This window comes from Burkholderia sp. BCC1985, assembly GCF_905339915.1.
In the GTDB taxonomy this organism is placed as follows: domain Bacteria; phylum Pseudomonadota; class Gammaproteobacteria; order Burkholderiales; family Burkholderiaceae; genus Burkholderia.
In genome coordinates this window covers 47,350-59,563 of the sequence record NZ_CAJPGY010000004.1, presented here as the reverse complement: position 1 = coordinate 59,563, position 12,214 = coordinate 47,350, and the positions used below count along the sequence as shown (strand labels likewise).

16 protein-coding genes are annotated in these 12,214 nt (G+C 70.1%); 3 read left to right on the top strand and 13 right to left on the bottom strand.

All coding sequences use genetic code 11. The features are described 5' to 3' along the window. Positions 1-13: 13 nt before the first annotated feature. The 3 genes from U4Z31_RS05100 to U4Z31_RS05090 form a co-directional block, all read right to left on the bottom strand. The gene (locus U4Z31_RS05100; RefSeq protein ID WP_321809631.1) at positions 14-508 is read right to left on the bottom strand and encodes an arsenate reductase ArsC; all 495 of its coding nucleotides are present in this window, start codon (positions 506-508) and stop codon (positions 14-16) included. Positions 509-530: 22 nt separating this feature from the next. Further along, a complete protein-coding gene (locus U4Z31_RS05095; RefSeq protein WP_321809630.1) occupies positions 531-866 on the bottom strand; it encodes a metalloregulator ArsR/SmtB family transcription factor in 336 nt (111 codons plus the stop codon). Between the two features lie 71 nt (positions 867-937). After that, positions 938-1,186 (bottom strand): hypothetical protein, encoded by a 249-nt coding sequence (locus U4Z31_RS05090; RefSeq protein WP_321797425.1) that lies wholly within the window; start codon positions 1,184-1,186, stop codon positions 938-940. A 119-nt stretch (positions 1,187-1,305) separates the two neighbouring features. On the opposite strand from U4Z31_RS05090, the gene U4Z31_RS05085 reads away from it, so the two are divergent. Further along, complete coding sequence (locus tag U4Z31_RS05085) at positions 1,306-2,556, top strand: phosphatidylserine decarboxylase family protein (RefSeq protein ID WP_321809629.1); 1,251 nt, start codon at positions 1,306-1,308, stop codon at positions 2,554-2,556. A gap of 16 nt (positions 2,557-2,572) precedes the next feature. On the opposite strand, the gene U4Z31_RS05080 is transcribed toward U4Z31_RS05085, so the two are convergent. The 5 genes from U4Z31_RS05080 to U4Z31_RS05060 form a co-directional block, all read right to left on the bottom strand. After that, positions 2,573-2,797: a hypothetical protein gene (locus tag U4Z31_RS05080; protein ID WP_321797431.1), complete on the bottom strand. Its 225-nt coding sequence runs from the start codon at positions 2,795-2,797 to the stop codon at positions 2,573-2,575. A gap of 282 nt (positions 2,798-3,079) precedes the next feature. Next, positions 3,080-3,421: a DUF1488 domain-containing protein gene (locus U4Z31_RS05075; protein WP_321809628.1), complete on the bottom strand. Its 342-nt coding sequence runs from the start codon at positions 3,419-3,421 to the stop codon at positions 3,080-3,082. Positions 3,422-3,424: 3 nt separating this feature from the next. Next, positions 3,425-3,973, bottom strand: a complete 549-nt coding sequence (locus U4Z31_RS05070) for a type 1 glutamine amidotransferase domain-containing protein (protein WP_044843395.1) — start codon at positions 3,971-3,973, stop codon at positions 3,425-3,427. A 330-nt stretch (positions 3,974-4,303) separates the two neighbouring features. Beyond that, positions 4,304-4,669, bottom strand: a complete 366-nt coding sequence (locus U4Z31_RS05065; RefSeq protein ID WP_321809627.1) for a DUF3022 domain-containing protein — start codon at positions 4,667-4,669, stop codon at positions 4,304-4,306. An 89-nt stretch (positions 4,670-4,758) separates the two neighbouring features. Then, positions 4,759-5,316 carry a hypothetical protein gene (locus U4Z31_RS05060; protein WP_321809626.1) on the bottom strand — a complete coding sequence of 186 codons (558 nt, stop codon included), beginning with the start codon at positions 5,314-5,316 and terminating at the stop codon, positions 4,759-4,761. A 157-nt stretch (positions 5,317-5,473) separates the two neighbouring features. Between U4Z31_RS05060 and U4Z31_RS05055 the strand changes: the two genes are divergently transcribed. Both U4Z31_RS05055 and U4Z31_RS05050 read left to right on the top strand, forming a co-directional pair. Beyond that, positions 5,474-5,830 carry a DUF3175 domain-containing protein gene (locus U4Z31_RS05055; RefSeq protein WP_044843392.1) on the top strand — a complete coding sequence of 119 codons (357 nt, stop codon included), beginning with the start codon at positions 5,474-5,476 and terminating at the stop codon, positions 5,828-5,830. Positions 5,831-5,872: 42 nt separating this feature from the next. Continuing rightward, positions 5,873-7,195, top strand: coding sequence for a cation:proton antiporter (locus U4Z31_RS05050; protein WP_321809625.1), 1,323 nt, complete (start codon positions 5,873-5,875; stop codon positions 7,193-7,195). 8 nt (positions 7,196-7,203) lie between these two features. Here the strand turns inward: U4Z31_RS05050 and ligD are convergent, their stop codons facing one another. The 5 genes from ligD to U4Z31_RS05025 all read right to left on the bottom strand — a co-directional run bounded on the left by ligD (position 7,204) and on the right by U4Z31_RS05025 (position 12,189). Then, positions 7,204-10,206, bottom strand: a complete 3,003-nt coding sequence (gene ligD, locus U4Z31_RS05045) for a DNA ligase D (protein WP_321809624.1) — start codon at positions 10,204-10,206, stop codon at positions 7,204-7,206. A 24-nt stretch (positions 10,207-10,230) separates the two neighbouring features. After that, positions 10,231-11,277 (bottom strand): Ku protein, encoded by a 1,047-nt coding sequence (locus tag U4Z31_RS05040; protein WP_321809623.1) that lies wholly within the window; start codon positions 11,275-11,277, stop codon positions 10,231-10,233. A 124-nt stretch (positions 11,278-11,401) separates the two neighbouring features. Further along, a complete protein-coding gene (locus U4Z31_RS05035; RefSeq protein WP_044843388.1) occupies positions 11,402-11,788 on the bottom strand; it encodes a DUF3022 domain-containing protein in 387 nt (128 codons plus the stop codon). Next, positions 11,785-11,946: a DUF1328 domain-containing protein gene (locus tag U4Z31_RS05030; RefSeq protein ID WP_044843387.1), complete on the bottom strand. Its 162-nt coding sequence runs from the start codon at positions 11,944-11,946 to the stop codon at positions 11,785-11,787. The genes U4Z31_RS05035 and U4Z31_RS05030 overlap by 4 nt, the downstream gene beginning before the upstream one ends. 54 nt (positions 11,947-12,000) lie before the next feature. After that, complete coding sequence (locus U4Z31_RS05025) at positions 12,001-12,189, bottom strand: DUF3008 family protein (RefSeq protein WP_321809622.1); 189 nt, start codon at positions 12,187-12,189, stop codon at positions 12,001-12,003. Positions 12,190-12,214: the final 25 nt, after the last annotated feature.

The window sequence follows — 12,214 nt, the reverse complement described above, 5'->3', positions numbered from 1 at the left end:
GCCGTGCGAGTGCTCAGTTTCGCGAGATGGCGGTCAACGCCGCCTGCAGTTTGGCATCGCTCATGCGCTCGAGCGGCAGCGCCAGCAGTTGCAGCATCCGGTAGCCGAGCGCCTCGCGCGTCAGTTCGAACGCGAGCCGCTTGCCGGCATCGCCGCCCTCGGCGTTCGACGGATCGGCGTAGCCCCAATGCACTTTCACCGGGCTGCCGGGCCAGTACGGGCAGGCCTCCGCGGCCGCGCTGTCGCATACCGTGATGACGATGCGCAGGTGCGGCGCGCCGTCGCCGACGAATTCGTCCCAGCTCTTGCTGCGGTATCCGGTGACGTCGACACCGGCGCGCGTGAGCGCATCCAGCGCGAACGGATTGAGCCGGCCGCTCGGCGCGCTGCCGGCGCTGTAGGCGCGCACGTCGCGGCCGAGTTTCCCGGCCCAGTGGTTGAGCATTCCCTCCGCGAGCACGCTGCGCGCGGAGTTGTGGGTACAGAGAATCAGGACGTTGGTGGTCATCGGCGGGCGGGTGAATGCATGCTCAGGTTTGGTCGGAGCAGGAAGTCGAACAGGCGGACGCCGGCGTGCACGGATTGCCGCCGCAGCAGTTCTCGGTGAGGTAGCCGATCAGCCCGTTCATCGTCGCGAAGTTCGCGCAATAGAACACGAAGCGGCCTTCCTGGCGGCTCGTGACGAGCTGCGCATGGGCCAGTTCCTTCAGATGAAACGACAGCGACGACGGCGGCACGTCGAGCAGCGTCGCGATTTGGCCGGCCGGCAAGCCCGACGGGCCGGCCTGCACGAGCGCGCGAAAGACGGCGAGGCGCGACTCATGCGCGAGTGCCGCCAGCGCGGTGATGGTCTGGTTCGTTTCCATGTTTCGATAATACTCGAAATGTGGAAACGAAGGCAGGAATGCATCGCGTCCCGCCGCCGCGCGTCACACCGTCACGACCATTCTTCGGGCGGCATCGCGCCGCCGTCATCCTCCCACTGCGGCTCGCCCGCCCCTTCCTTGCGGGTCGGCGCCACCGGCCCGTTCCCGCTGCTGCGTTCGTTTCGCCGCGTGTCGCGGGACGTCGCCGCGCGCACGCGCGCCCGCGTGCGGGTCGGTGCGACGGTCCGCTGTTCGCTGCCGCGGCGCTCGTCGGTCGACGCCGCGTCCTGGATCTGTCGCGCATTCGAAGCTGCGTTCATGTGTGCCCTCCCGGCTCATTGAAAGAGACTTCGTTGAAACCCGCAGCAATTCGGGTGCCGCCTGTCGGGCAAGCGCCTTGCTCCCCCGTTTCGTACCGCAACCCTTTCCGGAGCCGACCATGCCGATCGACCGCAGCACGCCGCCCGCAACGCGTCACCGTCTCGGCGAATGGATGGCCCGCGAGGAATCGCAGATGGCCGGGTACCGCGCGAACATCGCGAACGCAGCGCGCGCGCAGGCCGGCGAACAGCTGCGCACGCCGGCCGTGCAGGCGCTCGCGCGGCTGTTCGACGACAACGCGGTGCTGCGCATGAGCCTCACCCGCGCGATCGACGAGGCGCTCGAAGCGGGCCGCATGCTCGGCTACGCATCGATCGGCGAACTGATGACCGTGATCGACCACCTGATGACCTACACGCCGCCGTTCAGCGAAACGAGCCTGGTCGTGTGCCCGCTGAACGCGTTTCTCGACTGGCCGATGTGCATGCCGTCGGGCCACGCGGTGTTTCGCGACGCGGCGGTCAACGCGCACCTGAAGCAGGTGCTGAACGTGTGGTGCGACTTCCTCGGCGGCCCGCATTCGCGCGCGCATCTCGACACGTCGCCGCCCGACGGCTGGTTCTGCGATGCCGCGCGCACGCGCGTCGGCCTGTCGCAGTTCCAGTATCGCGAGGACCAGCCGTACTGGGGCTTCGACTCGTGGAACGACTTCTTCACGCGGCGCTTTCGCGCGGGTGCGCGGCCGGTCGCGGCGCCGGACGATCCGCACGTGATCGTCAGCGCGTGCGAGGCCGCGCCGTATCACACCGAATCCAGCGTGAAGATCCGCGACAGGTTCTGGATCAAGGGGCAGCCGTATTCGCTGCGCGACATCTTCACGCCCGCGCGGCTGCCGCTTGCCGAGCGCTTCGTCGGCGGCGACCTCTACCAGGCGTATCTGAGCGCGTACAACTATCACCGCTGGCACGCGCCGGTGCGCGGCACCGTCACGCACGCGTACCGGGTCGACGGCACCTACTACTCGGTCGCGGAAGCGGAAGGCCCGGACCCGGCCGGGCTCAACGACTCGCAGGGCTACATGACGGCCGTCGCCGCGCGCGCGGTGGTCTCGATCGACTGCGACGACCCGGGGATCGGGACGGTCGCCGCGGTGTTCGTCGGGATGGGCGACGTGTCGTCGTGCGTGATCGAGGTCGTGCCGGGGCAGCGGATCGACAAGGGCGACGAGATCGGCTATTTCCAGTACGGCGGCTCGACCTGCTGCCTGCTGTTCGAGCCGGGTGTGATCGACCGCTTCCAGTGCGCGCCGCCGTTCGACGGCGATACGCCGGCCGTGCAGGTCAACGCGCCGGTCGCGATCGCGCACTGAGCCGCGCGGTTCGGCATCACGCGTCGGCACTGCCGAACTCGCGCCCGGCGTGCCGCAGCATGCGCTGCACGATCGACAGCCCGTCCGGCGTCAGCGCGAGCCGGCTCGCGCCCGATGCGTCGGCGCGCATCTCGATCAGGTGTTGTTCCACCAACGCGACGATATCTTCGCGGTCGGCCTGGATCTGTTCCGGCGCGCGATGGACCAGGAACAGTGCGGCAAATTCATGTGCGGTCAGCATGTTGTCTCCCCCATTTGACGGCTTGGCGCGATACGACGATGGCATCGCGCCGGCGCAGGCGCGAATCGTGCGCCGCGATCTGAGGAGACATGCAGGGAGTGTGCCAGTATCTGGGACGGAGCGGCCCGGCGCCCGGCCGGCGCGCGGCGTGATGTGTCACTTCAAGGCGCTCGGGGGCCGCTGCAAAGTTTTCAACGGCGTGTAATGGCGCCCAATGGTGCGAATGGAACGGCACGGGCGCACTGCGGCACGGCAGCGGCACGCGCCGCATGCCCCACGGACTCACGACTTCCGCGAACGGAACATTCCGGCGCGGGCCGTTTTGCGCGCCGCCTTGTCGCGCACGCGGAAGTAGCCGCTGTGGAGTTCCACGCCGCCCTTGCCGTCGACCAGCACGTCCGCGCACGCGGCCTCGATGCGCGCACGGCCGCGCTCGAACGCGTCGCGCAAGTCGGCTTCGAGCGCGGAGCGCGCGCCGAAATGATCCTCGAGCGCTTCGACCGTGATCGTGCAGGTTTGCGGCTTCCCGTCGACCTCGACGACGAAACGCATCAGCAGCGCCGCGCCGTCGAACTCGGGCGGCGCGTCGGTCAGCGTCACGTGGCGAACGGGTTCGGCCGGCATCGCTCATGGCCCCCGCGACGCGAGGCACTGCACCAGCGCGCCGTTGAATGCGGGCAGGTCGGCCGGCTTGCGGCTCGTGATCAGGTTGCCGTCGCGCACGACCTCCTGGTCGACCCACTTGCCGCCCGCATTGCGGATGTCGTCCTGCAGGCTCGGCCAGCTCGTCATCGTGCGGCCGTCCACCAGCCCGGACGACACGAGCAGCCAGCCGCCGTGACAGATCGCGGCAATTGGCTTGCCCGCGCCGACGGCCGCGGTCACGAATTCGCGCGCGGCCGGCAGCATCCGGATCGCGTCGCCGTTGACCACGCCGCCCGGCAGCACGACCGCGTCGTAATCGCCTTCGCGCGCATCGTCGAACGTGCGGTCGACCTTCACGCGATCGCCCTTGTCGACGTGCCTGAACCCCTGGATCTCGCCGCGCTTCTGCGAAATCACGTCGACCTGCGCGCCCTCCGCCGTCAGTGCCCGCTGCGGTTCGACGAGCTCGGCTTCCTCGAAGCCGTCGACCGCGAGTATCGCTACCTTGCAATGATCCAGCTTGCCGATCATGAATCGCTCCCTTTCGTGTTGTGGCACCGGGTGTGCCGTACCCTGCTGTATCCATCGACGCAGCAATGGGCGTGCCGCGCCCGTCGGGATGGCGGCCGGCGCGGTGCCGCCTTGATGGGGCGCGACCCGCGATCGGCGATCGGCGATCGGCGGCGCGCATGCGCGTCGCGGCGTGATGCGTGCGCCTATTGGACAGCGCCGCGCGGCGCCTGCAAAGATTTCAACGACGGATGTAACGTGACGCCGGCAATACCCGCGACTATTGGCGGCAGCCGCCCGGTGGCCTGCATGCGGGGCCGTACCCGCCGCCGGCCGGTGCCGGCCCCGCGCTCACTGCAGGTGCCGCGCGGCGTCGAGCATCGCGTCGGTCAGCTCGATCGTCAGCGTCAGGTCCTCGGTGACGTCGGGCAGCGCGTCGAGCGTGGCCTGCACGCTGTCGTGCAGCATCGCGTGCACGCGCATCCGCGCGGCCTCGTCGAGGTCCGCATAGCGCTCCATCGTGTCGCAGTCGAGCGCGAGCACGACCGCGTGCCGCGCGGTATCGCGCGGCGCATCGGGCGCGAGCGCCCACGCCGCATGAAACATGATCCTGCCGGTCGCGACGTCGACATGAACCGTCGTATCGAGACCCTCGGTCTCGGCGGCGTCGGCGTCCAGCGCATCGTCGTCGAGCGAGATCCGGGAATTCGATTGCATGTTGTCCTCCTGCGTGGTGGCGACAGGCCGGCCTCGCGCGCGGCGTCCGCCAGCGCGCCGCGCCGGGCGCCGGCGCGGCGCCGTGATCGTCAATAGCTGCTGGAACCTGCGCTGCCCGTGCCGCCGCCCGAGCCGGTCGCCCCCGGCAAGCGGCTAGTGCCGGTGCCCGCGCCGGTTCCGCCCGGGGCCGCACCGGCACCGCCCATGCCCGCGCTGCCGCCGGCACCGCTCGTACCGGTGCTGCCGGTACCGGGGGTGCCCATTCCGGTGCTACCGGTACCGCTGCCTGTGCTACCCATTCCGGTGCCGCCGGTCGCGCCGCCGCCCATGCTGCCGGTCCCGGCGCCTGTCATGCCGCCGGTCGTGCCGCCGGGCTTGGTGCGCACGTCCGGTTGACGGCGCGAACCCGTGCCGCGCGGCGCCTGCATGCGGGTCGCGGGCGGCGGCGCCGCCGTATTGCCGTTCGACAAGTTACCGCCGCTTCCCTGCGCCGACGCGTCCGGCGGCGACAGGATCGGCGCACCGGTGCCCTCGTCGGAACGCTGCGAGTTCTGTGCCCACGCGGCCGGTGCGGCCGCGACGAGCGCGACGGCCGCGCACGCGAGGATCCGGCGCGCGGCAGATTTCGATTCGGATGCTGGCTTCATGGAGCGCTCTCCCTCAATGGAATCGCCGTAGTGGAATGGCCTGCGCCTTCGATTCAGCAAGGCCCGTGCCGCCACCGACAGGCGGCACGCGAATTGCGGCACCACCCGGACACCCGAGACCCGCGATCCATCCCGATTCCATAGGGAGAGCCCTGCCATGCCTTCAGCTTCCGCTTCCCATCCGCACGGCAAACGCGCGACGCGCCGCCCGGGCCGTGCGCGCAGCAACGATCCGCAGCACCGCAAGCGCTGGTCCGCCGATGTCATGCAAAGAAGCGATGCGCTCGACATCGAGCCCGAGATCTTCAAGTCAGACGACCCGGGCAAAATCGCCGCGTCGCTCAAGCGCTCGGCCGAACACAGCCGCCGCCGCAAGGGGACGCCGTTCCAGTCGGCGATGTCGATGCTGAACTTCTACGTGAACCGCGCGGGCCGCAACCTGCCGAAAACGCGCCGCGCGACGCTCGAACGTGCGAAGCGCAAACTGCGCGAGGCGTTCGGCCGCAAGCCGTGACGGCCCCCGCCGGTTCGCCGTCGACCTGCCCGGCCTGCCCGCATGCATGAAACGCTGTGGTATCTGATCATCGGCGCGGTGCTGATGGGCATGGGCATCGTGACGTCGGCGCTGCGTCATCTGCCGTGCAGCAGCGCGATGATCTATCTTGCACTCGGTGTCGCGCTCGGCCCGTCCGGCGCCGGGCTCCTGCATCTCGACATCCAGCGCGACGCGCCGCTGCTGCGCGAGATCGTCGAGGTCGCGCTGCTGGTATCGCTGTTCGCGATCGGGCTGCGGCTGCGCGTGCCGCTGTCCGACCCGCTGTGGCGCGTGCCGTGCCGGCTCGGCCTGCTCGCGATGATCGTCACGGTGCCGCTGCTCGCCGGCTGCGCGGTCCTGACGCTCGGGCTCGGCTGGGGCCCCGCGCTGCTGCTCGCGGCGATCCTCGCGCCGACCGACCCGGTGCTCGCGCACGACGTGCAGGTGCATGATCCCGGCGATCGCGACCTGGTGCGCTTCGCGCTGTCCGGCGAAGGCGGGCTGAACGACGGCATCGCGCTGCCGTTCGCGCTCGCGGGCCTCGCGCTGTGCGGCGCGTCCGATGCGCCGCATGGGCCGCCACCGCTGTCGGGCGCGTTCGCGCTGGCCGCGCTGTGGGGCATCGCGGGCGCGGCCGCGATCGGCGGCATGCTCGGCGCGGCGACCACCACCGCGATCGGCTGGCTGCGCACCCGTCATGCGCAGGCACTCGGCTTCGAAGGCTTCTTCGCGCTCGCGTTGATCGTGCTGTCGTTCGGTGCCGCGCAGCTCGCGCATACGTTCGGCTTCATCGCGACGTTCGCCGCGGGCGTCGCGATGCGCCGCGTCGAGCATCGCGCGAGCGGTGACCGCCGGCCGCGCGAAGTGATCGGCCGGGTGGATTCGGAAGACGTGGTCGCGACCGAGAAACACCCGGAGAAAGCGCATGCGTTCATGACCGAATCGGTGCTCGACTTCACGATCGAGCTCGAGCGGATCGCCGAGGCGCTCGTGATGACGATGATCGGCGGCGTGCTCGCCACGCTGACGACGCCGCTCTTCACGTGGGGCTCGGCCGCGCTCGCCGTCGCGCTGTTCGTCGCCGTGCGGCCGCTCGCGGTGCTGCCGGCGCTCGCCGGCTCGCGCGCGACGCCGGCGCAGCGCCGGCTGCTGGCATGGTTCGGGATACGCGGGATCGGCTCGTTCTACTACCTGCTGTTCGCGCTCGAGCACGGGCCGTCCAGCGCGGTGCGGCCGCTCGCGGCGCCGGTGCTGGCCGTCGTGTCGGCGTCGGTGATCGCGCACGGCGTGTCCGCGACGCCGCTGATGGACTGGTATCACCACCTGCAGCAGCGTCGGCGCTGACGACACCGTCACGACATGCCGAGACGCGCACGCATCTGCGCGGTGATCCGCTGCCGCGTGCCGGCATAGTCTTCCCAAGGGTCGCGCTTCAGCCGGTCGAGCCGCTCGTGCAGCGTGTCGATCGTCCATTGCGCGCCGCCCGTGGTGGTTGGCACCTCGTCCCAGCGCAGCGGCACCGACACGCCCAGCCCGGGCCGCGCACGCACCGAATACGCGGCGATTGTGCTCGCACCGCGGCCGTTGCGCAGGTAGTCGATGAAGATCTTGCCGCGCCGGTGACGCGCGCCCATCGTCGCGGTGAAACGGTCGGGCAGCGCGCCCGCGACATGCCGCGCGAGCGCGCGCGAGAAGTCCTTCGCGTCGTCCCAGCCCAGGTGCCGCGCGATCGGCACGACGACGTGCAGCCCCTTGCCGCCGCTCGTCTTGCAGAACGACGCGAGGCCCAGTTCGTCGAGCAGCCCGCGCACGAGCTGCGCGGCGTCGGTCATCGCGCGCCACGGCAGCGCCGGATCGGGATCGAGGTCGAACACGATCCGGTCCGGCCGCTCGATGTTCGACGCGTGCGCGTTCCATGTATGCAGCTCGATCGTGCCCATCTGCGCGGCGCCGAGCAGCGCGTCGACGCTGTCGAGCGACAGCAGCGGACCGTGGCCCGGATCGAGTCCTGCGTGCTGCGTGACGAACGGGATCTCGCGGCGCTCCGCATGCTTCTGGAAGAACAGCTCGCCCGCGATGTCGCCGGGCGCGCGCACGAGCGCCACGGGCCGGCCCTTCAGGTCCGGCAGCAGCCACGGCGCGACCCATTGCCAGTAATGCGCGAGATCGATCTTGCGCGTGCCGCTCTGCGGATCGAGCACGCGCTCGGGATGGGTGATGCGCACACGGCCGAGCATGTCGGAACCGGTATCGTCGCGTGCTGCGTGGGGGGACGGGCGTGAACGTGCGTGGTGCTTGCGATCGCTTGGGTCGTGCTTGGCGCGATCTGCGTGATCGGCATGCTCGGCATGCTCGGCGTGCTCGGCGTGCTCGGCGTGCTCGGCGTGCTCGGCGTGCGACGTATGCGACGTATGCGACGTGCGATCGACGTGCGCCGCGTGCTTGCGTTCGCGCTTTTCGTGATGCGTGGTCTGGCGTCGCTCCATCACCCCCTCCGTTTCCGGTTGCTTCGGCACTTCGCGGACGATCTGCGACGCCGGCTTGTCCTCGCGCAGCGCGATGAACGCGGCCTGCCGCACGATGCCGTCGCCGGTCCACTCGGCGAATTCGCATTCGGCGACGAGCGTCGGCTCGATCCAGTGCACGCGCGTGCGCGAGCGTTCGCGCGGCGGCGGATCGAACGGCGTCGTATCGCGTTGCTGCTTGCGCAGGATCGGTGCGAGCTGGTCGAGCATCCGCGTGTCGAAGCCGGTGCCGACGCGGCCGACATAGCGCAGCGGCGCAGGCCCGCGCCGCCGCTTGCCGGCCGCTGCCGGCTCGTGCACGCCGAGCAGCAGCGCGCCGAAGCCGTGCCGGCTGCCCGACGGCTCGGTGTAACCGCCGATCACGAACTCCTGGCGGCGCCGGCATTTGAGCTTGATCCACGCGGGCGAGCGACCGCCGCGATAGCGCGATTCCGCGCGCTTGCCGATCAGCCCTTCGAGGCCGGTATCGCAGGCGCTCGCGATCAGCGATGCGACGTCGTCGCCGAGATCCGGCGAAAAGCGCAGCCGCGCGGGGTCGCTGTCGGCGAGCAGCGGTTCGAGCAGGGCGCGGCGCGCGGTGAGCGGTGCGTCGCGCAAGTCGTAACCGTCGAGACAAGGCAGGTCGAACACGAACAGCGTGATCGCATCCGAGTGTCCGGCGCCGATCGCGTTCTGCAGCGCCTGGAAGTCGGGGAGACCGTTCCTGCCGAGCACGACGGCCTCGCCGTCGAGCCAGGCGTCGTCGACGTCGAGCGCCGCGAGCGCGTCGCGCTGCGCGCGCAGCTTCGCGGTCCAGTCGCGGCCTTCGCGCGTCATCAGCTTCACGTGTCGGCGGGCGCCCTTGCCCGCAATGCGCGCGAGGATCCGGTAGCCGTCGAATTTCAGTTCGTAGCGCCAGTCGCCCTGCGTCGGCGGGCCGTCGACCAGCGTCGCGAGTTGCGGCGCGACGCGCTCGGGCAGCGGCGCGCGTACCGCACCGTCGATCTCGGACGGATCGGCGGGCCGGCGGGCGCGGCTTTCTTCTCGGCTTTCTCGGCTTTCTCGGCTTTCTCGGCTTTCTCGGCTTTCTCGGCTGTCTCGGCTGTCTCGGCTGTCTCGGCTGTCTCGGCTGTCGCGGCCATGATCGTCATGCGCTGCGGCGCGCGTGTCGGTCGAGTCGCGCCGGCCGCGTTGCGCTCCGCGCGCGCGCGTCGAGCGGCCCGCGGCATCCGCACGCGTCGCCGACGCCGCCCCGTCATGCACACTCCCCGGCAGTTCGCCGACGACGTCGAATTCGGCCTCGCTGCGCGCGTCGTCGTCGCGCTCCTTGATCAGTAGCCACTGCACCTGCCGCCCCTCCTGCCGTCCGCTGCGCACGAGCGCCCAGCCGCCGTGCAGCTTTTCTCCGTCGAGCCGGAACGTCAGCTTGCCCGCGCGATAGCCGTCGCGTGCCTGGGCGACGCCGCCGTCGGGCGTCCACGTGCCTTCGTCCCATACGATGACCGCCCCCGCGCCGTAATGCCCGGCCGGAATCTCGCCTTCGAACGACGCGTATTCGAGCGGATGATCCTCGACCTGCACGGCGAGGCGCTTCACCGACGGATCGACGCTCGGCCCCTTCGGCACGGCCCACGACTTCAGCGTGCCGTCGAGTTCGAGCCGGAAGTCGTAATGCAGGCGCCGCGCGTGGTGCTCCTGGATCACGAAGCGCAGCGGGTGGCCGGCACGCCGGGTCGCCCGCCCGGAAGGTGTCGCGTTCGCCTTCGCGCGCCGCCGCCCTTGCGCGCCTTCGGGTTCCGGCGTCGCGTCGAAGCGGCGTTTGCGGCGATAGGGATCGAGCTTGCCGGCCATCGTGTCACCTCGCGTCGCCGCGCATCATGCGGCGTGCTTGCGGCGCGCGGCGGTTTTCTTCGCCGCATGCTCGCCGGTCGCGGCACGTTTCGCGGCCGGCCGCTTCGCCGCCGGCGTCTTCTCGGCGGAGCCCTTCGGCGCGGCCTTCGAAGCCGGCTTGCGGCGCGCGCCACCGCGCGACGACGCAGAAGAAGACGACGCGGAGGAAGACGACGCTTCCGCCTCCGCGCCCTCGTCGTCGTCCGTATTGCGCGGGCCCGCCGCGCGCGCGCCGCCGCCGCCCTTCAGGCTGCGTTTCAGCAGCTCGGTCAGGTCGACCACGTTGGTCGCCGCGCGGCCCGTCTGCGCAGGCCGCTCCTCGATCTCCTCGATCTTGCCCGCGCGCACCTTGCGCTCGACCAGCTCGAGAATGTCGTCGCGAAACGTGTCGTGATACTCGTCCGGCGTCCACTTGCCCGCCATCTCGTCGATCAGCTTCTTCGCCATCCCGAGCTCGCGCGCGGTCACGCCCGCGTGTTTCGCGTCGTCGGCCGGCACCGTCAGTTCGTCGAGCGGCCGCAGTTCTTCCTGCCAGCGCAGCGTGTCGAGCGCGAGCAGCGGCCCGACCGGAATCAGCGCGCCGAGATGCTGGCGGTCGCGCATCACCACGAGCGCGATGCCGATCTTGCCGCTGTCCTTCAGCGCGTCGCGCAGCAGCGCATAGACCTTCTCGCCCTTGCGGTCCGGTACGAGGTAGTACGGCGTGTCGAGATACAGGAACGATACCGCGTCCGCGTCGACGAACGTCAGGATGTCGACGGTTTGCGTCGATTCCGGATTGGCCGCGCGAATCTCCTCGTCGGTCAGCACGACGTAGCGTTCCTTCTCGTACTCGTAGCCGCGCACGATGTCCTCGCGCGCGACCTCCTTGCCGGTGCGCTTGTTGATCTGCCGATAGCCGACCGGGTCCATCGAGCGCTTGTCGAGCAGCCGGAACGACGGCTTCACGGTGCGCGTCGCGGGAAACAGCTGCACGGGCACGTGAACGAGCCCGAAGCTGATCGCGCCTTTCCAGATCATCCGCGATGCCATGCGTGTTCTCCTTTGCCGGGTGCGCGAGCGCGTGGCGGCACACACCAGAAGCCGTCACGGGCATGGACGCGCCGCACGGCGCGTGTCGCGACGGCGGCTAAAGCGTCGATGCGGGTTACGTCGGTCAGGGCGCGCGCAACGCGCGGTCGAGTTCGGCGCGCGTCACGTCGAGCGCGACGCTGCATTCGATCTCGGCGTCCTCGACGCGCGGCTTGTGCTCGTCGACCGCGCGCCGCGCGAGGTCGCACAGCTGCGTGCGCACGCGCAGCCGGTCGGCCGCGCCGAGCGACGCATAGCGCGTGAGCACGTCGGGATCGAAGCGCAGGTCGACCGCGCAGCGCCATTGACGCGCGTCTTCATCGGACGGCACGCGCACCCACGACACCTGGATCGTCAGCCGCCCGGACGCGTCGTCCGCATGCACGACGACGGTCGACTGCGACGGAAAGCCGTTCGCGAGCGCATGCTCGATTTCCGCGATGCGCTGCGAACGGTCGGGGGCGGTCGTCATCGCCTGACAACCCCCAGCAGCAGCGTGACCAGGAAGATCACGACGAAGATGTAGAACAGGATCTTCGCGATCTCGGCCGCGCCGGCCGCGATGCCGCCGAAGCCGAACAAGGCGGCGACGAGCGCGATGATGAGGAAGATGATGGCGTAACGAAGCATGAATGCCTCCTGGAGTCCTGAAGAACGGTGATCGCCGATGCGTGTCGCCGTCGATCACGAATCGTGCTTGTGCCCGGGTTTGCCGTGGACCGGCGTCGAAGCCATTTTTTCGAGTTCCTTTTCGCTCATCGACTTGGCCATCGACTTCGCAGGCGGCTTCAGGTCCTTCATTTTCGTGTCGCCGCGCTTGGCCGACAGGGCGGCTCCTGCGGCGCGTTGCTGTGCCTGGGACTTGGCTGGCATGGCTTTCCTCCTCTCGGTGGCGCGC

Excerpts from the sequence above, each read along its gene's own strand:
- U4Z31_RS05100 (WP_321809631.1), bottom strand. The coding sequence starts at position 508 with ATGACCACCAACGTCCTGATTCTCTGTACCCACAACTCCGCGCGCAGC.
- U4Z31_RS05095 (WP_321809630.1), bottom strand. The coding sequence starts at position 866 with ATGGAAACGAACCAGACCATCACCGCGCTGGCGGCACTCGCGCATGAG.
- U4Z31_RS05090 (WP_321797425.1), bottom strand. The coding sequence starts at position 1,186 with ATGAACGCAGCTTCGAATGCGCGACAGATCCAGGACGCGGCGTCGACC.
- U4Z31_RS05085 (WP_321809629.1), top strand. The coding sequence starts at position 1,306 with ATGCCGATCGACCGCAGCACGCCGCCCGCAACGCGTCACCGTCTCGGC.
- U4Z31_RS05080 (WP_321797431.1), bottom strand. The coding sequence starts at position 2,797 with ATGCTGACCGCACATGAATTTGCCGCACTGTTCCTGGTCCATCGCGCG.
- U4Z31_RS05075 (WP_321809628.1), bottom strand. The coding sequence starts at position 3,421 with ATGCCGGCCGAACCCGTTCGCCACGTGACGCTGACCGACGCGCCGCCC.
- U4Z31_RS05070 (WP_044843395.1), bottom strand. The coding sequence starts at position 3,973 with ATGATCGGCAAGCTGGATCATTGCAAGGTAGCGATACTCGCGGTCGAC.
- U4Z31_RS05065 (WP_321809627.1), bottom strand. The coding sequence starts at position 4,669 with ATGCAATCGAATTCCCGGATCTCGCTCGACGACGATGCGCTGGACGCC.
- U4Z31_RS05060 (WP_321809626.1), bottom strand. The coding sequence starts at position 5,316 with ATGAAGCCAGCATCCGAATCGAAATCTGCCGCGCGCCGGATCCTCGCG.
- U4Z31_RS05055 (WP_044843392.1), top strand. The coding sequence starts at position 5,474 with ATGCCTTCAGCTTCCGCTTCCCATCCGCACGGCAAACGCGCGACGCGC.
- U4Z31_RS05050 (WP_321809625.1), top strand. The coding sequence starts at position 5,873 with ATGCATGAAACGCTGTGGTATCTGATCATCGGCGCGGTGCTGATGGGC.
- ligD (WP_321809624.1), bottom strand. The coding sequence starts at position 10,206 with ATGGCCGGCAAGCTCGATCCCTATCGCCGCAAACGCCGCTTCGACGCG.
- U4Z31_RS05040 (WP_321809623.1), bottom strand. The coding sequence starts at position 11,277 with ATGGCATCGCGGATGATCTGGAAAGGCGCGATCAGCTTCGGGCTCGTT.
- U4Z31_RS05035 (WP_044843388.1), bottom strand. The coding sequence starts at position 11,788 with ATGACGACCGCCCCCGACCGTTCGCAGCGCATCGCGGAAATCGAGCAT.
- U4Z31_RS05030 (WP_044843387.1), bottom strand. The coding sequence starts at position 11,946 with ATGCTTCGTTACGCCATCATCTTCCTCATCATCGCGCTCGTCGCCGCC.
- U4Z31_RS05025 (WP_321809622.1), bottom strand. The coding sequence starts at position 12,189 with ATGCCAGCCAAGTCCCAGGCACAGCAACGCGCCGCAGGAGCCGCCCTG.